The 20,373-nt window shown below is 48.3% G+C and carries 14 protein-coding genes and 1 tRNA gene; 11 read left to right on the top strand and 4 right to left on the bottom strand.

Annotation, left to right across the window (positions count from 1 at the left end; translation table 11 throughout):
- Positions 1 to 70: 70 nt before the first annotated feature.
- The 3 genes from ACZ439_RS08020 to ACZ439_RS08010 form a co-directional block, all read right to left on the bottom strand.
- The gene (locus ACZ439_RS08020) at positions 71 to 1,108 is read right to left on the bottom strand and encodes a ribonucleotide-diphosphate reductase subunit beta (RefSeq protein WP_054797595.1); all 1,038 of its coding nucleotides are present in this window, start codon (positions 1,106 to 1,108) and stop codon (positions 71 to 73) included.
- Between the two features lie 134 nt (positions 1,109 to 1,242).
- Positions 1,243 to 3,468 (bottom strand): ribonucleoside-diphosphate reductase subunit alpha, encoded by a 2,226-nt coding sequence (locus ACZ439_RS08015; protein ID WP_127608398.1) that lies wholly within the window; start codon positions 3,466 to 3,468, stop codon positions 1,243 to 1,245.
- A gap of 37 nt (positions 3,469 to 3,505) precedes the next feature.
- Entirely contained in the window at positions 3,506 to 3,670 is a 165-nt protein-coding gene (locus tag ACZ439_RS08010) for a hypothetical protein (RefSeq protein WP_155614566.1), read from the bottom strand.
- 249 nt (positions 3,671 to 3,919) lie between these two features.
- On the opposite strand from ACZ439_RS08010, the gene ACZ439_RS08005 reads away from it, so the two are divergent.
- Together ACZ439_RS08005 and ACZ439_RS08000 are read left to right on the top strand one after the other, a co-directional pair.
- Positions 3,920 to 5,548 (top strand): copper resistance CopC/CopD family protein, encoded by a 1,629-nt coding sequence (locus ACZ439_RS08005; RefSeq protein WP_464620854.1) that lies wholly within the window; start codon positions 3,920 to 3,922, stop codon positions 5,546 to 5,548.
- Positions 5,549 to 5,703: 155 nt separating this feature from the next.
- On the top strand, positions 5,704 to 7,455 hold the full coding sequence (locus ACZ439_RS08000; protein ID WP_464620853.1) for a putative bifunctional diguanylate cyclase/phosphodiesterase: 1,752 nt from the start codon (positions 5,704 to 5,706) through the stop codon (positions 7,453 to 7,455).
- Positions 7,456 to 7,723: 268 nt separating this feature from the next.
- On the opposite strand, the gene ACZ439_RS07995 is transcribed toward ACZ439_RS08000, so the two are convergent.
- Positions 7,724 to 8,644, bottom strand: coding sequence for an aldo/keto reductase (locus ACZ439_RS07995; protein ID WP_054797594.1), 921 nt, complete (start codon positions 8,642 to 8,644; stop codon positions 7,724 to 7,726).
- Positions 8,645 to 8,811: 167 nt separating this feature from the next.
- Here ACZ439_RS07995 and ACZ439_RS07990 point away from each other — a divergent pair.
- From ACZ439_RS07990 to ACZ439_RS07950, 9 genes are all read left to right on the top strand, one after another.
- Positions 8,812 to 8,882 (top strand) — tRNA-Gly (locus ACZ439_RS07990).
- Between the two features lie 982 nt (positions 8,883 to 9,864).
- Positions 9,865 to 10,422: a helix-turn-helix domain-containing protein gene (locus tag ACZ439_RS07985; protein ID WP_181410120.1), complete on the top strand. Its 558-nt coding sequence runs from the start codon at positions 9,865 to 9,867 to the stop codon at positions 10,420 to 10,422.
- Between the two features lie 522 nt (positions 10,423 to 10,944).
- Positions 10,945 to 12,231 carry an MFS transporter gene (locus ACZ439_RS07980; RefSeq protein ID WP_464620852.1) on the top strand — a complete coding sequence of 429 codons (1,287 nt, stop codon included), beginning with the start codon at positions 10,945 to 10,947 and terminating at the stop codon, positions 12,229 to 12,231.
- Between the two features lie 271 nt (positions 12,232 to 12,502).
- Entirely contained in the window at positions 12,503 to 13,777 is a 1,275-nt protein-coding gene (locus ACZ439_RS07975) for an aconitase family protein (protein WP_464620851.1), read from the top strand.
- 58 nt (positions 13,778 to 13,835) lie between these two features.
- Positions 13,836 to 14,357 carry a 3-isopropylmalate dehydratase small subunit gene (locus ACZ439_RS07970; RefSeq protein WP_141335037.1) on the top strand — a complete coding sequence of 174 codons (522 nt, stop codon included), beginning with the start codon at positions 13,836 to 13,838 and terminating at the stop codon, positions 14,355 to 14,357.
- Between the two features lie 41 nt (positions 14,358 to 14,398).
- Entirely contained in the window at positions 14,399 to 15,253 is an 855-nt protein-coding gene (locus ACZ439_RS07965; RefSeq protein WP_141335035.1) for an isocitrate lyase/PEP mutase family protein, read from the top strand.
- A gap of 752 nt (positions 15,254 to 16,005) precedes the next feature.
- Positions 16,006 to 17,481: a protein adenylyltransferase SelO gene (locus tag ACZ439_RS07960; protein WP_054797585.1), complete on the top strand. Its 1,476-nt coding sequence runs from the start codon at positions 16,006 to 16,008 to the stop codon at positions 17,479 to 17,481.
- A 198-nt stretch (positions 17,482 to 17,679) separates the two neighbouring features.
- The gene (gene fosB, locus ACZ439_RS07955; RefSeq protein ID WP_054797584.1) at positions 17,680 to 18,105 is read left to right on the top strand and encodes a metallothiol transferase FosB; all 426 of its coding nucleotides are present in this window, start codon (positions 17,680 to 17,682) and stop codon (positions 18,103 to 18,105) included.
- Positions 18,106 to 19,164: 1,059 nt separating this feature from the next.
- Positions 19,165 to 20,370, top strand: a complete 1,206-nt coding sequence (locus ACZ439_RS07950) for a HupE/UreJ family protein (protein WP_054797582.1) — start codon at positions 19,165 to 19,167, stop codon at positions 20,368 to 20,370.
- Positions 20,371 to 20,373 lie beyond the last annotated feature (3 nt).

The raw sequence follows: 20,373 nt of genomic DNA, 5'->3' as shown, positions 1-20,373 counted from the left end.
AACTTCTCAACAGTAGCCGAACGCAGGTACTTATCCTTATCAGCGGACAATCCTGATACCCAATTTCCGCTTATAGATCGTCCCAGTTCAGATTCGACGATTTGCTGTAGTTTGTTACCTTTTGCTCGAAGAAGTCGGTCTTCATGCTGTTCATGTTGCTGAAGCTTTCGACCCATTTCATCGGATGTTCGACGACCTCCGGATATAAAATGTCCAGTCCCAGCTTGCGCAGACGTTCGTTGGAAAGGTACTTGATATACTGATCCAAAATTTCGTTGCTCAGGCCGTTGATTTTGTTGTCGGTGATGTATTGGCCCCATTCGATTTCGTGTTGAACGGCGGTCCGCATCATGTTGCGCAGGTCCTCGACCAGCTCGTCGGTAAATATCTCCGGATTTTCTTTGCGTATTTCCCGGAAAATATTCTGGAACAGCGCCAGGTGCGTCAGCTCGTCCCGCTGGATGTACTTGATCTCGGAGACGGTGCCAAGCATCTTGCCTTGGCGTCCAAGGGCGTAGAAGAAGCTGAACCCGCTGTAAAAGTACAAGCCTTCGAGAATGTAGTTGGCCATGATCGTGCGCATCAGGTTGTCCGTAGTCGGATTCTCGATAAACCGCTCATACAGGTCGGTAATGAAGCGGTTGCGGCGTGCCAAATGTTTATCCTCGCGCCACTGGTTGTAAATGTCGTCACGCACTTCTGCGGAGCAGACGCTGTCCAGGATGTAGGAGTAGCTTTGGCTGTGTACCGCTTCCTGGAACGTCTGCACGGTCAGGCACAGGTTCACCTCGGGCGCGGTAATGTATTCGTTGATGTTAGGCAAATTGGCCGTTTGCAGCGAATCGAGGAAGATCAGGAAACTGATAATTTTATCATAGCTTTGCCGTTCCGCGGGAGATAGAAATTTATAATCCTTCGCATCCTGGGCGAGCGGAATTTCCTCCGGAATCCAGAAGTTGTTCATCATCGTCCGGTACATCTTCGTCGCCCAGTCGTATTTAACGTTATTCAGCTCGATCAGGTTCGTCGTATTGCCGCCAATCATGCGGCGTTTGCCCCAGTCCCGGTCGCCGTTCTCGTTAAAGAGCTTTTTCTTCTGCAAATCCATGGCTATCAAACCCTCCCATTGTATTACGCTCTGTCACCTTACTAAGCCTATCTATGCTTAACCATGCAAACAGGGGCAAAGCCCCTGTCTAGCATTTCATATCCTGATGGTTCGTATGCACGATTCCGGCTTGCTTATGCGCTGCAGCTGACGCAATCTTCGACTTCCAAGCTTTTGTTGCGGACGTAATAGACGGTTTTCAGGCCGTTCTCCCAAGCCGCCATGTACAGCTCGAGGAATTCGCGCGCCGACAGCTCGGGCGTGATGTACAGGTTGAACGATTGCGATTGATCGATATGCCGTTGACGTGCGCCTGCAGCCTTGATGCTCCACAACTGGTCGATTCGATGGGCTTCCTTATAGTACCACATCGTTTCCTGCGACAAATTCGGCGCCGTTTGCGGAATGACCGCATTTTTCTTCTCTTCCACGAAAAATTTGTTGAAGATCGGATCAATGCCCGCCGTCGATCCGGCGATGAGCGAAGTCGACGCCGTAGGGGCGATCGCGAACATCCAGCCGTTGCGGACGCCGTATTTCGCAACTTCCTCTTTTAACGCCAGCCATTCCGGGCTGTTGTAGCCTCTGGACTCGAAGTAAGCGCCGGATTGCCATTCGCTGCCTTCGAAGGCCGGGTAGGTGCCCTTCTCCTTCGCAATTTCCATCGATGCTTTAATGGCGTAGTAGTTCATCCACTCGTACACTTCGTCGGCTTTCGCCACATGCTCGTCGGACTCCCAGTTGATTTTCAGCTGCGCCAGCATTTGGTGGTAGCCGCTGGAGCCGAGGCCGACGGCACGGTATTTCTTATTCGTAATTTCCGCTTGCGGAATCGGGTAGTAGTTCAAGTCGATGACGTTGTCCATCATGCGCATTTGCGTCGTAACGACGCGCTCGATATCTTCCTTCGTGTACACACGTCCCAAGTTGGTGGAGGACAGGTTGCACACCACGAAATCGCCGGATTTCACTTGCGAAGTGATAATGCCGTCTTCATGCGTCGTCTGGATGATCTCGGTCGGGCTCATGTTTTGGCAAATTTCCGTGCACAGGTTGGAGCAGTAGATCATGCCTTTATGCTTGTTCGGGTTGGCTCGGTTCACGGTGTCGCGGAAAAAGATGAACGGCGTTCCGGTTTCGAACGAGCTCGTCAAAATACGCTTCATAATATCGATCGCCGGGATTTCATCCCTGGATATCTTCTCATCGTTCACGCACTCGAGGTAGCGTTCTTCCCACTGCTCGCCGTACGAATCCTCGAGCGAGTAGCCTTTGTTTTTGCGCACTTCGTGCGGATCGAACAAATACCAGGAGCCGCGCTCCTGTACCGTCTTCATGAACAAGTCGGGGATACAAACGCCCGGGAAAATATCGTGCGCCTTCATCCGATCGTCGCCGTTGTTCGTCTTCAGGTTCAAGAAGTCGAGAATGTCTTTATGCCATACGTCGAGGTATACCGCAACGGCTCCGGAGCGGACGCCGAGTTGGTCGACGGCGACGGCGGTGTTGTTGTAGTTTTTAATCCACGGCACGACGCCGCCGGCGACACCCTTGTATCCGCGGATGTTGGAGCCGCGGCTGCGCACCTTCCCGACGTATATCCCCATGCCGCCGCCATGCTTCGACACTTGCGCGAAGCTTTGGTCGACATTGTATATGCCCCATAGGTTGTCCGGCACGGTGTCGATGAAGCAGCTGGACAATTGATGCAGCGGCTTGCGCGCGTTCGCAAGCGTCGGCGTCGCCACGGTCATCTCAAGGCTGCTGAGCACGTCGTAGAACTGCTTCGCCCAGCGCAGCTTGTCCGATTCCTTCATGGCCAGATGCATCGCCACTCCCATGAACAGCTCTTGCGGCAGCTCAAGCACTTCCTTGTCCAAGCCGCGGATCAGGTAGCGGTCGGACAACGTTTTGAGTCCGATATAGTTGAGCAGGTAATCTCGCTCCGGCTTGATGTAAGCGCCGAGCTCGTTGATTTCGTCGCGCGTGTAGTGCTCGAGGATATAAGTACCGTACAGGCCCAAATCGGTCAAGTATGTAACCAAGGAATACAGGTCGCCGTAACCGAAGTGACCGTATTTGCGGTTCAAGCGAGCTTCTTTATACAGGTCGTAGGCGAGCAGCTTGGCGGCCACGTACTGCCAGTTCGGCTGTTCCACGCTAGTTTTCTCAACAGCCACTTGAATGAGCAGTCGTTGAATTTCTTTCGTTGTAATGCCGTTTCGGAATAAAGGAAGGAGCGCCGTCTCAAGCTCGAGCGGATCGCACTCCGGGTAAGTTTCACAAGCGAAATCAATGACCTTTTTCATCTTGGCGAACACGAGTTCTTCTTTCGTGCCGTCGCGTTTTACGATAATCATAAATCCAGCTCCTCTAAACGTAAAATGGTAGGGCGGGTCAAACGGCAAGGCGAATAAAAAGCACGCCGCAGCCGATTTGCTCGGCGGCAGCATGCCAGTGCATCATCTCGATGTTGTCGATCTCTTGTTGAATTACGTCGAATTTCGCGGAATTCCGTGTGTGAAGATTTCCGGAGAAAATTTCGATTTTGTTAAATTCCACACAATATATCGTGGTATTTGGTTATTCGCCCCACAATATATAGTTGTTCCGTTTGGGCGATAAGATGAATTTACATGATTGCACGTCGTTCTGTCAATCTCTTATTTCGCTGGAATTTGTCTATTCATAGAACTGCTTTGGAAGTTAACGCGGATTTGGTTTAGCTTACACGTTTATGCTACATTTAAGGTTGGGAACACAAGCGCCAGGTTATCGGGCGTGCGTTGCCCGGGCAGAGGAGGAATGATGTTGAAGCGATTATTTTACTATATAGGCCTTGTAGCGATCTTATTGCTCAGCTTTATGCCGGCGCAGCCGGTCAGCGCGCATGCAGGTCTCGTCCAGGCGGTACCGGATGCGAACAGCGAGCTGCGGGAGTCCCCGGCTGCCGTCGCACTAACCTTTAATGAACGGCTGGAGGAAGGACTCTATTATTTACGCGTCTATGATTCTAACAAGCGGAGGGTGACGGAACAGCCCGCCGTTTTGAACGAAGCGCACACCGTATTGACGCTGCAGCTGCCGCCGCTGGAGAAGGGGACCTATTTAACGACGTACCACGTGATCTCCGCAGACGGGCACCCGGTTGAGGGCAGCTATTTGTTCGCCGTCGGACAAACCCTGGATACGCCGTCCGGCACGCAGCCCGATGCTTCGATGGAACACATGCACCGCCGTGACGGTCTGCTGGACGCTTTCGGCACGAAAGACGTGCTGCAGTACGCGGCCCGTATTGCCTTTTATATGACGATGCTGGCGCTGACCGGCTGGCTGATGTGGATGCGCTGGTTCGGGGTCGACCGTCCGGATGACCTTCGTCTTTCCTTAAAAAGAATCGCAGTCGGCTTGCAGCAAACGTACACGATCGTTTACATCTTATTTATGGGCGCGCATTTGGGCGATTTGATCGGGGACGGCGGAACGGACAGTCTCGTTCGGCTGTTTACGCAAACGACGATTGGCTACGCTTGGCTCGGCGGCCTGCTGCTGGCCCTGCTTTCCTTCGTATGCCTGTACCACCGGGCATGGCTCGATTATGCGTGGGTGGCGCTCGTTTGGTTTGCCAAAAGCTTGCTCGGCCATGCCGCCGCGTTCGAGCCTCGAGGACAGACGCTGCTCCTCGATTGGCTTCACTTGGGAGCCGCTTCCGTATGGGTCGGCGGTTTGGTCATGCTTCTTTACTTCGCTAGTGCGAAGAAAGAAGCGTTTCGGGTATTTCTGCCGATGTTTTCTTCCGCGGCGCTCTGGAGCGTTTTGCTGCTCGCCGTATCGGGCGCGATGTCCGTATTCATTTTCTTGCCGGACATCAGCTACGTCCTGGAGACGAGCTGGGGGTTATGGCTGCTCGCCAAAACCGCCCTCGTCCTGCTTGTTGTCTTGACAGCGGCCGTTATTCGCCGCCTATTCAAGCGCAAACGCGAGCGCACGCTGGGGGTTCTCGTGCGAATTGACGCTGGTCTTATGGCTTGCATTGTTGTCATCGTCGGCATCTTCACGTATATGACTCCGCTGCCGCCCAATGAGCCGCTGCGCTGGCATGTGATGGGCGAGAAGCAGCATATGACGGCGCAAATTAGCCCGAATGCGCCGGGCGTGAACGATTTTACGGTGAAGGTATGGCTGCCGGAGAAGCTGGGGGAGCCGAAGCAGGTGCTGATGAAGCTGCATGCCAAGGAAATGCCGGACGTTGCCCCGTTTCAGGTGCCGCTGGAACCGGCGGAGGATAATAGTGTCGAAGAATCTTTCGGGATGAAACGATACACCTATAAGGCACGGGGGGCGTATCTCCCGTATGCGGGGACATGGCAGCTGGAAGTGCGTGTCATGGATTCCAACGATGATGAAACGGTATATCACAATGAAATCCGGATCTATTGAACCAAACGGATTTCGACATAATTCTGCCTTCTGCCCTCTGCCCTCGGTTTTCTAGCCTTTAGATAGGACTTATAGACCAAAAAAATCTTGTCCTTTCGAACTAGGAACATTACAATAGGTTATATACCTTTAAGAAGAGGAAGCAGAGGCTTGTCATGGTACAAATGCACAATACTTCGGATACGAATCCGAGGCGGGAGACGAAGTGGCACGAACATTTCATCTTTCTGCGATTGTGGTTCATTCTAGTCGGAACTGAAATCGTTCTGCTTTCCTTGAAGGAAGTTATCGGCTGGACGAACGATTCATTGGATTACATCCGGTTAGCTGCAATTTCGCTTGTCGCCGCTCCGGTTCTTTACACAACCATGAAGCGTATTCGTTCCAGCCGTCTTTTGAATATGGTGCTGGTCATCGTCGGTTGTATGATGGCGTTGGACCTCTTAGAAATGATGTTACGTTTGTTTGTCATGAGAGAGAGAAAGTGGTCCGGGGATCTGTTCGATATGGTGTTTCTCTTGCTTGTGACAGGACCTTTGTTATACGCGGTCGCCGGCGAAATTCGCCAACGTGAAAAAACGGTCCGTCAGCTTACCTATTTGGCCTATCACGATCAACTGACCGGGCTGCCTAACCGTCAAATGTTTCTACAGTCGCTGTCGTTAGCCATCGAGGCTGCCCGAACGTCCAACCGGCAACTGTCGGTCATGCTGATCGATTTGGACCGCTTCAAGCATGTGAATGAGACGTTCGGTCATGCTTTCGGCGATTTGCTGCTGATTGAAGCTGCGGAACGCTTGAAAGTCGGCCTGCGAGCGGGAGATGTCGTTTCCCGGCAAGGCGGCGATGAGTTCACCGTGCTTGTTGAAGATACTGTGCTAGCCGGCGATGCGGAGAAGGTCGCGCAAAAAATCATCGGCCTGCTGAACCAACCGTTCTCGATGGAAGGACATGTGCTTCGCGTCGGCTGCAGCATCGGGATCGCCATGTACCCGCAGGACGGCGAAGATGCGATCACGCTGATGAAGAATGCCGATGCCGCGCTGTATCGCGCGAAGGACGGCGGCAAGAACGGCTATCAGTTCTATCAAGAGGAAATGAACGACACCGTCATCCAGAAGCTGGTGATGGAGGAGTGGCTTAACCAGGCGCTGGAAAAGGAAGAGTTTGTGCTGTACTACCAGCCGCAGGTCGATATTTTCAGCAGCCGAATTAACGGAATGGAAGCGCTGCTACGCTGGAATCATCCGCGTCTGGGCTTCATTTCTCCCAGTGAGTTCATTCCGCTTGCGGAAGAAACCGGCCTAATCCTTCCCATCGGGGAGTGGGTATTGCGCACGGCCTGCAAGCAAAACAAAGCCTGGCAGCTAGCCGGCTTTACTCCATTGAAGATGGCGGTCAATATCTCGCCGCTCCAGTTCCATCAGCAGAACTTCGTCGATATCGTGCTAAGGGCGCTCCAAGACAGCGGGTTGGAACCGCATTATTTGGAGCTTGAAGTTACTGAAAGCATTGCGATGTATCACGTCGATCGGGTTATCGAAAAGCTGCAAACGCTGCGGGAATTAGGCGTACATATATCCATGGACGACTTCGGCACGGGCTATTCGTCGCTGAGCTACTTAAAGAAATTCCCGATCAACAAGCTGAAGATCGCGCAGCAGTTTGTCCGCGACATTACGGACGACCCCGACGATGCCGCCATCGTGCAAGCGATTATGGCGATGGCTCACAGCTTGAAGCTGAACGTCATTGCCGAAGGCGTGGAGACGGAGGAGCAGCTTTCGTTCCTTCTGGATGTCAAGTGCCGCGAGATCCAGGGTTTTATCTACTCAAGGCCGATTCCGGCAATGGAGTTTACGAATTTACTGCAGCGGGTATCGAGCAGTGGTGGAGCTGCTGTATGAAGGAGAGAGGATGCGGCATTGCTTTTGCTGAGCTCAAGCCTCTTGTTTATTAACCACAGTCCCAGGAAGCAAAGAAATAAGACCGCTCACATTTATTAAGATGTGAAGCGGTTTTTTGGCGTGGATGTACTTACCTAAAAAAGTGAGTCTGCCTGAGGACGTCCAACTTGTCGTCTCCGGTTCATGAAAGGCACGTATTCCTTCCGTGTGAAACAAAAACTCCCGTCTCCACAAACGGTGGCCGAACGGGAGTATGTGTCGGAAGGAGCTATTCCTTCCAATTTTGCGGATGCCCTTCGCCGACATAGTCGGCCGCAGCGGCATTAGCTCTCACTTGCTCGGGGCTTTTGCAGCCTGGGATGACGGCGGTGACGGCCGGATGCTTCAAGCACCAAGCGAGCGCCCACGTCGACATGTCCAGGCCGGCCGGTACTTCGTTACGGCGGATTTGTTCGACTTCCTCGAGCTTGAGGCGCGTTTGCTCCGCCTCATGACGAGAGCGCACGTCATTGGCGGCGAATACGGCGCCGGGCTTGTACTTGCCGCTCAAGTAACCGCTGGCTAGCGGCACGCGCGCCAGTACGCCCAGCTGCTGCGATTCGCATGAAGGGAAGACGCGCTCCTCTGGCTTGCGGTCGAGCCGGTTGTACACGACTTGAATCACTTCCGAGCCTACCCGGGAAGACGCTTCGACCTGATGTAAATTATCGTTGCTGGCGATCGACGTCCCGAGGTGGCGGATTTTCCCTGCCTGCACCTGCTTGTTCAGCATCGTCCAGAGCGCTTCGTTGTCGAACACCTCGTTCGTTCCGGAATGGAACTGGTAGATGTCGATGTAATCGGTCTGCAGCGCCTTCAACGACGCATCGAGCTGCGCCAGCACTTCGTCCGCCGACCATACCTGCGAACGGGTGAAATTCTCATGGAAGTGATGGCCGAACTTCGTCGCGATCACCCAATCCTCGCGCCGGCTGCGAGCGATGTACTGGCCGATCAGCTTCTCCGATGTATGATCGCCGTAGCATTCGGCCGTATCGATCAGGTTGATGCCGCATTCGCGCGCTTCATCGAGAATGGCGTCCGCCTCGCTTTGCGTGTAGGGCTTACCCCATTCACCGCCGAGCTGCCAAGTGCCGACGCCGATGACGGACACCTTCAGGTTTATTTTGCCTAGTACCCGGTACTTCATAAATCGATTCCTCCTTGGAATGGATTGGAAAATGATATATGTAAATCATATCGGTTTCCGGACGGGAGTTCAAATGTTAGCGTTTTCGCAGAGTTCCCTCTGCTTCAGCAGTTCCATCTAGACAAATGGCCCCACAGCGCGTATAATGTGAACTAGCTGTTTCACCCGCGGGTGTAGTTCAATGGCAGAACTCCAGCTTCCCAAGCTGGTGGCGTGGGTTCGATTCCCATCACCCGCTTAACTAAAAAACCCTTGAGAAATCAAGGTTTTTTTCATTTTCATGGAGTACTACATTTGGGCTGAAATGTTATTTGGGGACGGATTGGGGACGAAATTTTTCGGATTAAACTTGTCCAGCTTGTCAGCTGTATCTCGAGAAACCTTCTTAGTGACATGCGCATAGTAATCTGTTGTTACCTCAAACTTGGAATACCCAAGTCGTTCCTGCCGAAAAGATTCTTTTATTACATCGTCGTCTTCATTGTTGATTTGTGGATGTTTTTGAGGGGATTTAGTTTTGTAAGTCACCTGATGTTTATGCTCTTAAATTATGATACTCCGTATGGTCGGGATATTCCTTAAGTTCGTGGAGCATCCTATGATACGTACCCATTGTTTCATTTTCAGGAATGATGACCCATAATGCCCGTTTCTGTAATGGTTTACAAGGGCGTTCCATATTGTAGTGGATAAGAAGAATAGACTCAAAGGTAATTTCGAGGACCGCCAGTTAGTCAAAAGGTAAGGTATCCATTTGCTTACGTTGCCGAATTACAATTTCTGTCGTGATTGATGGTGTCAGGCAGACATATGCTATTGCAAGGGGGCTTCAGGTGAAGCTTCTCTTTTTTGTATGATAAAGAAGAAGACGATACCGACAGCGCTGCGGCGGTCGTTCCATCCCGACCAAACATCGTCGTGTGAATCCGGACTTCAAATCAGTCGCGGGAGATGGGATATATATAGGGAAAAACGGCACATCAGTGAGCATAAAGGTCACTAAGGATTACAGAAAGGGTAAAAAGTACTAAATCGGGAAGGAAAATAGTTCAATTTATTATTACATGTTATAATGGAGTAAATTCGAATTAGCTGCACAGGCCTTAGACAAAGCCAAAGGTGATAAAGCGGCTAAAGCCAATAAAAGCTTGTGGATGAAATCAAACTGTAAAATACGGGGTTATAAAAAAGGACTTCGCTTTAACGTTGGGAGATTTTATATGAATATTGGCCAAAACATTAGAACCTATCGCGCAAAAAAGGGGCTCTCATTAACTAAACTTTCACAAATAACCGGATTTTCAATAAGTCTCTTGAGTCAAATTGAACGTAACATCGCAAATCCATCGGTAAATACATTAAAAAAGATCAGTGATGCCTTGGATGTACAATTAGCATATTTTTTTATGGAAAATGGAAAAGATAACGAAATCCTCGAGAAGAATCACATTGTTAGAGCAAATAAACGAAAGATGCTTTCTTCATCGGAATCTAAAACCGAGATGTACCTGTTATCTCCAGATTTAAATGGCGATATTGAACTGCTTTTAATTATTGCTCATCCGGGCGGTAAAAGCGGAGATGATTATTATTCGCATAAAGGAGAAGAGTGCGGGTTTGTGATCCAAGGTTCCATGGAGATTGATTTGAATGGTCAAATTTTCACCATTCATGAAGGAGACAGTACGCAATTCAAAAGCGAAATACCTCATAAATGGGTAAATGTTGGTCCCGATAAATTAATTTCCATCTGGGCCATTACGCCGCCCTCTTATTGATCAACAAGTATTAAGGGGCGTCCCCCAAATTAGCTGACATAATCGGCATGGCACAAGCAAATATTGGTTGGATAAAAGCAAAAACGGTAGCTCCAGGGTAGCCCTGGGACTACCGTTTTTGCTTTTTGCTGAAGCAGAAAGCGAAAGCGCCGGAAATTCCGGCGATTGTTTAGAATATGCCGCATTACTCCAGTCTTCCTGCTAAAGACAGGAATGATCCATTTGGGACAGCCCCTTCGTTTTTTGTTCAAACCAAATAAGCCCTGTATTAATTTTACTGTTTACAAGAATAAAATTTCAGTATATATTCAAAACGTATTAATATTTTAAAAATATTGAAAGGCGGGCTGAGATTGGAGACGTAAAAGGGGCATCACATTTTAAACATCTGGACTGATGGATTTCATAAGTTACAAGTACGAAAGCAATTTTGATAATCGGAGATGATCATGATGCATAAAGTCTAAATTTTTTATTTTTGAATTTGAAATCGCTCACAAAAATCATTATGGGGGTTATAAAGTGAATTTACAAGAAAAACAACGTGGTTTGGAACGTGGATTTTATCGCTATTCTTGGAAATTATTAATTGTCATGTGGGCTGTTTATTTAATTGATATTTTCATGCGATACAATATTCCAACGGTAATTCCGATTTTAAGAAAAGAATACAATTGGAGTGCTGCAACTGTCGGATGGATTGACTCCGCTTATTTGTGGGCATACGCGATTATGCAAGTGCCTTGGGGATATATTAGTGAACGCTGGTTGGGTGCTAAATGGACCGTTACAATTGGCACTGCAATCATGACATTAGCCAGCGTGATTTATGCTTTTAAGGTCGATAGCGTGGGTCTTAGCATAGCGGCAAGAGCGTTAATTGGTGTCGGAGCGGCAGCCGTTTGGGTACCTGCATATCCCGTATTAGCGCGCTGGTTCGCGCCGAGAAAAAGAGGTATTTCAACTGGCATCATGGCAACTGGGGGAGCGTTGGGACAATTTTTAGGCGGAGCTTTAATGCCGATACTCATATTGGGTTCCGTTTCCATATTTGGTTTGAGCCAGATTCAAAGCGGATTTCTTTGGTCCGCTCTGCCGGGAGTTATCATGATTTTTATTGTTCCCTTTCTTGTTAAAAATCGTCCTGAGGAAATCGGATTGGTTTCTTTGGATGTAGATAAAGTAAAAAGCGATGTTGATGCGGCCGAAGACGAACCTTCTTTCGGATATATTATGAAACGTTCATGGTATCCTTATCTATTATCCATTGTGTATGCAGGTTATTTGGGAGCGCTTTACTTTGTTTGGACATGGTTCGCGGCTTTTCTCCAACATAAATATGGAATTGACATTCGTGCAGCCGGATTTCTATGGGCAATTGCCTCTACCGTTCCCGCCTTGCTAAGTCAACCTGTCGGAGGCATTTTATCCGACAAGCTTGGCCGTAAAAAGGTTGCTTCCGGCGCATTGATCGGAACCGCGATTTTATCAGCGCTTTTCGCTGTCTTTGATCTTATCTCGGTTCCATTGTGGTTAACAATGGTTTTGGTTTTGATATTCGCCTTTTTTGTGAATATGTGGGTTGTTATTTGGCCATTTACGACGATCATGTTCCCCACAAAAGCGAGCGCGCCGATCGGTGGCGTCATGAGTATGTCGGCACAGTTGGTAGGAGCATCGGCTCCGGTTATCTCGGGTTATTTCATTGATGCTTCTTCAACTTATACTCACGTCTTTCTTCTTGGCTCGATATGTGCCTTTGTTGGATTTATCGCATCTCTGTTTCTTAAAGAACATCGGGTCATATAAATTTAAGCTTAAATATGAAGTTGTAAAATCGAATATTTTAGTATATATTAAAAACATTAATAATTTGAACATATATTTAAATGTTTGAAGAAAGGGGATAGGACGATTACTTACTTTGCTGCCGGTACGATTGGAGAATAATCGCTTAAAATTGACTATGGCGGCAGACAACGAATGAATAGCTGGAACAATTTTTTTAGATTTCTTATGCAAACCTCAGTTTGTAACCGTAATCATTTTTTACTGGATTTAAGACAAGGGAGGTAATGAAATGGGTAAGACTTTAAGTGAGAAAATATTGGCTAAATACGCCGGCAAAGAAAATGTCGTACCTGGCGAATATGTAGTGCTTAAAGATTTTGTAGGTCCGATTCTCTATTCCTTCTCCGGGTTCAACTGGATCGAGGATGTTCATAAAAAACTGTTGGAAGTAGGCGTAGACAAAATAGCCAAACCGGAAAATTGTATCATTAACGGCGACCACAACTATCCGCCTAAATCCATTGAAGATGTTGAACTGTTCAAGGCAGTAAGAAGCAAATCCGAAGAGCTGGGCATCAAGAACATCTATGATAAGGGCGAAGGGATCGGACATGTGGTTAATGTTGAAAAAGGACACATTCTTCCCGGAAAAGTATTTGTGCATGTGGACCCGCAAGCCTCGAACGCCGGGGGAATAGGAGCTTTCTTTACAAACGGAGGACGTTTAGGAAGCGCTCCATATGAAGCCTATGCGTTAGGAGAAATCACTGTCCGCGTCCCTGAAACTTTGCGGATCGAAATAAACGGCAAGCTTGGCCGCAATATTAGCAGCCGGGATATTTGGTTTCATATATTAAATGATATCGGTCCTGACAGCGCATACGGAATGGTGATTGAGTTTGCCGGAACTACCATAGACGAAATGTCGATCGAACAGCGAATGGTTCTATGCGGCAACGTGATGTATGCAGGTGCAGACGGAGCGATTATGCAATCCGACAGCAAGACCCAGCAATGGTTCAAGGAAAACTTCAACATCGATGTTGAAACAATAAAAGCTGACGATGATGCGAAATATGAAAAAACATTAAAATATGACGCTGAAAAAATTGGATCGATGGTAACCTGTCCTCCTGAAATGCACACTGTAAAGCCTGCCAAAGAATTAGGCTCTATTAAAGTAAATCAATGTCTCCTCGGCACTTGCGCAGGAGGAACTCTGGACGATTTAAGAACCGCTGCGAGCATATTGAAGGGGAAAAAAATACACGCCGACGTGAGGTTCTTAGTATCTCCCGTTACAAGAAGGGTATACGAACAGGCGGCAAAAGAAGGATTGCTTGCAACGTTGTCGGAAGCCGGCGCAACTATACTCTCTTCGACTTGCGATGTATGTGTTGGTGTACAAGGGCCATTGGCGCCAGGTGAAGTAGGCTTGTCCCAACAAACGTTGAATACGCCGGGACGTTCGGGAAGCCCCGCTGCGGATATTTACCTCGCAAGTGCGGCGACCATAGCCGCTTCTGCATTGACCGGTTATATCACGGATCCGCAAACTTACTAAAGTGATGTTGAGACGTGAAACCGTCTCATTTTTATAAAGAAAGGAGATCGGTACGAGCATGAAGTTTACTGGAAAAGCAATTACGGTTTTAGGAGAGCATGTGAACTTGGATACTGCCACCGGCTGGTATTTGGGGATGGATGCGCTGCCGCCGGCCCAGTTAGCAGCTAAGTTTCTGGCGGCGTATGATCCTAAAATACCAGGTATCGTGCAAAAAAATGATATTTTGGTAGGTGGGAGAAACTTCGGTAATGGAAAAATCCATGCAAGTTTCTTCATAGGAATGAAGGTGTTAGGAATCAACTGTATAGTAGCAGAGAGTTTCTCCACTTACCTCATTGACCAATCCATGATTAACGGGATCAATCTGTTAGAGTGTCCGGGCATTTTGAAAGCAGTGGAAATGGGAGACGAAATCGAAGTAGACCTGGAAACTGCCCTGATCATCAACCGAACAAAAAATACGTCAATTACAGGGACAAAATTATCGCCGTTCATGGTTGATGTGATGAACTCCGGCGGCCATTTCGGCTGGTTGTCTAAAAAAATTGCTTCGAGAAAAACAAATACGACCATCTGAAATGGATGAGCGAAAGAAAATTGAAAAGGAGTACTTTTAATATGAATCATCAAGAAAGAAGAATAAAACTGAAATCGCTAATCGAAAAGGAAAAAAGCATTCCCGTTCCCGGCGCATACGATGCCCTGAGCGCCAGACTAGTTGAAGATGCCGGTTTTCCCGTTGTTTATGTCGGTAGTTATGCTACTTCCTCGAGCGCGTACGGACTGCCGGACATCGGTTTGCTGGGATTGCATGAAATGGTCAGCCACGCCAAAAAAACAGTAGATGCCGTATCTATTCCGGTCATTGCGGATGCGGAGAATGGGTTCAATAATGCCGCTAATATTTGGCGGACTGTCCAAGCTTTTGAACAAGCTGGTGTTTCCGGCATCCATATTGAAGATCATGAATTCGGAAAGCATGCAGATGTGCCGCAAATTCTGCTCCCGCTTGACAAAATGGTGGCTAAAATAAAGGCTGCAGTAGATGCGAAAACCGATCCCAATTTTCTTATCATCGCCCGTACAGATATGATTTGGGCCTTGAATAACTTAGAGGGCGCTATTGAACGCGCGAACGCTTTCACGGAAGCAGGAGCAGACATGGTTTTCCTTACGGGTATTCGTCCCGATGTATTAAAGGAAGTGCGCCATCGGGTCAAAGGGAAAGTGATGGCAATTGATAGCAAGGGATTCTCTGTTGCCGATGAAGAGGATGCGAACGCTAATATTGTCCTATATTACGGCTTTTCTATTTTAGCGGCTTATGCCGGGGTGAAAAAAGCTCTGGAACTTTTCCATCAAACAAAAGATCAAAGCTTGGCGGCAGAATATCTTGCGGATGTTCAAGAATTTGAAAACTTTATGGGGTACAAGGAATTTGTTGAACGTGCGAATAAATATAAGTTGGTGTAATATCGATAAACCCGTCCTGATCAAGGACGGGTTTGTGCTTTTATGGATGTACTTTGTAATTGAGCGTTTTGCAGTAATCTGAGGCCTTGAGCCGTAAGGATTTTCAGATATAAAAAAGGGACTTCACCCCAAGAAACCTATCTGGTCTATCGGATAGGTTTCCACTTCACACTCTATATGTTTCAATCCACGCTTGGATTGAAACAAGGAAGGTCAGTTGGATCTGGGCGGTAACTTTGGTCGCATCCTATCCGGATGCGTGGATTGAAATCTCTCGGTTAATTTGGATCGTTGACATGGACAAAAAGTTGATGTTCATGTGTATGGAGAAGTTAGAAGTAGGATTCGACCATTTTTAGGTTTGACTGTGAGGGTCTCTTCGTTATGAATTAGTTTACACTATCAATAGATGCGGCTAGATTGTATGTTGTTTCCGTACGTCTCATGTGGAGTGTGTTGATTGAAAGCCAATAGCCCTTGTATTAAGCGGTATACAGGGTTTGAGCCTGTACAATTTCACGTAAATGGTATTGCGCGTAGGAATAGAGGGGGAATGACTTCACTACTAAAATATTTATAAGGCGCCATCTTTGTGTAGAAAGGGTATAATAAATTGGAAGAAGTATACACTAACAGGGCCTGTCTTGTGTTAATCTGGAAACAGAAAACTAAAAAATGCAATAGAATGCCTATGATTTTTGTCCATGTAAAAAACTAGGATACAAAAAGACTGAAGAAGAACAGGAGATACGATGACAAAGGGAAAAGAAATAATAGAGACAGGATGGAACTTCGACAACAGTTATGCCCGTCTGCCGGAATCATTTTTTACCGTCACCAACCCAACCCCAGTACGCTCACCGAAGTTGATCATTCTCAATAATCCGTTGGCAACATCCCTGGGGTTGAACGTCCAGGCGCTGCAAAGCGAAGATGGCGTAGCGGTGCTTGCCGGCAACCGGATTCCCGAAGGTGCTTTGCCTCTTGCTCAGGCTTACGCGGGGCATCAATTCGGGCATTTTACCATGTTAGGGGACGGCCGGGCTCTGCTGCTTGGCGAGCAGATCACTCCCTTCGGTGAGCGGGTTGACATTCAGCTTAAGGGTTCAGGTAGAACGCCATACTCCCGTAGGGGTGATGGTCGAGCGGCACTTGGACCGATGCTGCGCGAATACATCATCAGCGAAGCCATGCATGCGCTTGGTATTGCGACTACCCGCAGCCTAGCGGTGGTGACAACGGGTGAGTCGGTAATCCGTGAAACCGACCTGTCTGGCGCAATTTTGACTCGCGTGGCTGCCAGTCATCTGCGCGTCGGCACCTTTCAATACGTTTCAAAATGGGGCACTGCCGAGGATCTCCGGGTCCTGGCTGATTATACATTGCAACGACATTTTCCAGACGTTGACGCTGCCCAGAATCGCTATCTTTTCCTACTTCAGGAAGTGATTAAGCGTCAGGCCGTGCTGATTGCCAAATGGCAGCTGGTTGGCTTTATTCACGGGGTGATGAACACCGACAACATGGCCATTAGTGGAGAAGCCATTGATTATGGTCCTTGCGCCTTCATGGATGCCTATGACCCGGCAACGGTATTCAGTTCCATTGACACTCAAGGCCGCTATGCCTATGGCAATCAGCCGCATATTGCCGCGTGGAATCTCGCGCGATTTGCTGAAGCGCTATTGCCGCTGCTGCATGAAAATCAGGAGCAGGCTGTCGAACTGGCCCAGGATGCGATTTCAAATTTTACGGAGTGGTATCACTTGAATTGGCTCGCGGGAATGAGAGCAAAACTGGGGATATTTAACGAAGAGATAGAGGATGAATCCCTTATTGAAGACCTGCTCAGTATGATGCAAAAGTATCGTGCGGACTATACCAATACCTTCCGCTCATTAACTTTTGATACGGCGGAGGATACGGTTCTGTTTACGACCCCGGAATTTGCTCAGTGGCACGAGCTGTGGCAGGCGAGATTAGGCAGGCAGCAGGAAACGAAAGCCTCCTCGCATCAGTTGATGCGGAACAGCAATCCTGCGCTAATCCCTCGGAACCACCGGGTAGAAGCCGCACTAGAAGCCGCAGTGAAACAAGGAGACTACAGCGTGATGGAGCGGCTTCTTGATGTTCTTTCAAGCCCTTACGCGCATTCCCCCGAACAGGCTGATTACTCGACACTGCCTGCGCAATCAAACCGTCCTTACCGAACCTTTTGCGGCACATGATAATAGAAGCGTTAGGGATGGTTGTTTCTGCTATGGAGCACTGCACGAACTCACACAGTATCGTAATGAATGACCAAAAAAGGCAGTCCAAAGCTGTCTTTTTTGCATTTTAAAAAGGCGAGCAGGCTTTTTGAATAGATGCATCGTATGATGTCATGTATAAAAGCATGATTATATGAAGGGGAGGGGTTTAATAAAATGGAAATCAAAGGATTAAACCATATCACTATCTCCGTATCTAACCTTGAGAAATCAATCTTATTTTATGAGCAAGCGCTTAAAGCGAAACTTATGGTTAAAGCAGAAAAGATGGCTTATTTTGATTTACATGGTATTTGGCTTGCTTTAAATGTACAAATGGATATTCCAAGAAATGATATTCATTCATCGTATACCCACATGGCTTTTACAGTAGATGAACATGATTTTGAACATATTGAACAGCAACTTAAGAATCAAGGTGTAAGTATCCTGGATGGGCGTAATCGTGATGAAGCAAGAGAAGGAAAATCAATTTATTTTACGGACCCTGATGGACATAAATTTGAATTTCACACTGGAAATCTGCAAAAGCGAATCCAATATTATAAGGATGAAAAGAAAAACATGACATTCTATATATAATCATGTGTGAACAAAAGAGTAAGTTTCATTTACAAGCAGATGCCGCGGCAGTTTGCTTGTTTTATTGAAGTAACGTGGTACTTCAGTGCTCCAATGTTTGCGACCCTTGTTGAAAGTAATTCTAATATGTCCACTTATTCCCTGATTATTCGTAATATTTCCATCCGCCGATTGGGGCAATCTACTGGTGGAGGTGTGAACAAACAAAATGAGAAAGATCTTGGTACTGGTCCTATTGGGCACATTGGTTTTTGGAAATTCGCCGGCGGAAGTTTACAGTTTGTCGTATGAAATGCAAGAGGAAGTCAAACCGTCGGGTACTGTTGAGCCTTTTAAACGGGGCGGATATCGTTCGCCTCGGGGAAGCTATAATCCCGGGATCGGGAGCCCCGGCCGTACAACTCCTGCTAGACCGGATAATGCGGTACGTAATCCAGCGCCTCCGAGAACGACGCCATCTCCGCGAACCGGTTTTGGTGGATTTTTTGGCGGACTATTCGGTGGATTAGCTTTGGGGACGATTCTAGGATCACTGTTCAATCCATTTGCCGGTTTTTCGCTCGGGTTTCCTTTGCTTTCACTGCTAAGCCTCGCTTTATGGATCGTTGTTATTTTTACCGTCGTTCGACTAATTCGCAAGTCACGGCGCAATGGATATTAATTTTACAACCGCTCACCGTCAAGGAACCCGAAAGGGCCCTTGCGAATTATTAGGTCAGTCAGAAACTTCTGATTGGCCTATTTCCTTTGGTGCTTTAAATTGGGAGAAGGGTGTACCCCCTTAGAGAAACCTGCGGGTAACATCTAGCGTGTTGGCGTGCGGTCGTAATAATGGGATGGTATAGGGAGTTGATCCCCTTGCCCCGTTCAACTGCATGAGTCATGCCCAGTTGCTCTTCATTTGAAGGGCTTTTTGTCGTGAGGAATCGATTTTTGTCGGTTCTTCATAATTTCTTAACGCTGCGTTAACATCGAGCGAACATAAATGACTACAATTTAATTAATGAACCGCCTGCTGCTAAAGAGTTGGACACAAAGAAGGGAGGTTGATCATGTGAAATGATGCTCGCGAATAGGTACGGTCCCATTTACCGTAGAGGGCTGGCGGCTATTGTTCTGCTGTTGGCGATGGGTTTGGGGCTATTTCTTCCGCCCGGCGCGGAAGCACATTTCACCTCTACCGGGTATTCGGATATCACCGTCAAGGAACAGGAGCTTCAATATTTGCTTTCCTTTGGCGAGCATGATCTGATGGAAGCGCTCAAGCTTGATCAGGACGGGGACGGAAAGCTTTCCGAACAAGAATTAAGCGATGCGTCGGAAAGCTTGAAGGCATTTGTGAACGACGGACTGATTGTGACAGGGGACAGCAAGGTCGGACAAGCCGCGATCAAACAGGTAAAGAAAACGCTGCGGGCCAAAATGCCAATGGTCGAACTCGATTTGGTGTACGCGTTTCCCGGCAAGGTTGAACGCTTTCAGGTGCAGTACGGGTTCTTTTACAACGGAACGAACTCGGACCATCGAAGCTTCGCAACGATTCTTCTGGGTGGACAAACCGTCACTCAGGTGTTGAACCAGAACAACGCCATCCTGCAAATTCAAGGCTCTTCGCAGACGCAGGAGAGCGGGCAGGCGGGGGCGGCAGAGGAGAAGACAAGCTTCAAAGGCGTGCAGCCGGCCTCGCAAGGCTCCGCTTCCAACCCTTGGTACCTGACGCTCATGGAGTACGTGCGGATGGGGATGGAGCACATATGGGGCGGGGCCGATCATCTTTTGTTCGTCGCCGGTCTTATTGTTGCCACGCGAAACCGGAAGGAGGTCGTCCGCCTAATTACGGCTTTTACCGTGGGTCACAGTGTGACCTTGGTTTTGGCCGCATTGGAGTTGGCCTCATTGTCGCCGATTCTTGTCGAACCGCTCATCGCCCTTAGCATTGTTTATGTAGCGATGGAGAATCTAAATTGGACCCGGAAGATCCCGATGAACCGGACGACGCTGACGGCGCTGTTTGGACTCGTTCACGGCTTCGGGTTTGCCGAGATTTTGCAGGGAACGCTGGCCGGTCGCATTGCACTGCCCTTGTTCTCCTTTAACCTTGGGGTAGAGCTCGGTCAGCTTGCGGTGGTAGCGATTGTGCTTCCCTTGCTGTGGGTGTTTCATCGAAGCCTGAAGAAAGCCTACGACCGCTGGCTTCCAGGCGCCTCGGGTTTGATCGGCTTATTCGGCGTCTTCTGGTTTATCGAACGCGTATTTTCAATATAAAGG

This window comes from Paenibacillus sp. JCM 9796 (assembly GCF_055379675.1).
Note: the sequence above shows the minus strand (reverse complement) of the source record. Positions and strands in the feature narration are given on the sequence as shown.

Bases quoted from the DNA above. Each gene is read 5' to 3' on its own strand.
- ACZ439_RS08020 (WP_054797595.1), bottom strand. From the start codon at position 1,108: ATGGATTTGCAGAAGAAAAAGCTCTTTAACGAGAACGGCGACCGGGAC.
- ACZ439_RS08015 (WP_127608398.1), bottom strand. From the start codon at position 3,468: ATGATTATCGTAAAACGCGACGGCACGAAAGAAGAACTCGTGTTCGCC.
- ACZ439_RS08000 (WP_464620853.1), top strand. From the start codon at position 5,704: ATGGTACAAATGCACAATACTTCGGATACGAATCCGAGGCGGGAGACG.
- ACZ439_RS07995 (WP_054797594.1), bottom strand. From the start codon at position 8,644: ATGAAGTACCGGGTACTAGGCAAAATAAACCTGAAGGTGTCCGTCATC.
- ACZ439_RS07985 (WP_181410120.1), top strand. From the start codon at position 9,865: ATGAATATTGGCCAAAACATTAGAACCTATCGCGCAAAAAAGGGGCTC.
- ACZ439_RS07975 (WP_464620851.1), top strand. From the start codon at position 12,503: ATGGGTAAGACTTTAAGTGAGAAAATATTGGCTAAATACGCCGGCAAA.
- ACZ439_RS07970 (WP_141335037.1), top strand. From the start codon at position 13,836: ATGAAGTTTACTGGAAAAGCAATTACGGTTTTAGGAGAGCATGTGAAC.
- ACZ439_RS07965 (WP_141335035.1), top strand. From the start codon at position 14,399: ATGAATCATCAAGAAAGAAGAATAAAACTGAAATCGCTAATCGAAAAG.
- ACZ439_RS07960 (WP_054797585.1), top strand. From the start codon at position 16,006: ATGACAAAGGGAAAAGAAATAATAGAGACAGGATGGAACTTCGACAAC.
- fosB (WP_054797584.1), top strand. From the start codon at position 17,680: ATGGAAATCAAAGGATTAAACCATATCACTATCTCCGTATCTAACCTT.
- ACZ439_RS07950 (WP_054797582.1), top strand. From the start codon at position 19,165: ATGATGCTCGCGAATAGGTACGGTCCCATTTACCGTAGAGGGCTGGCG.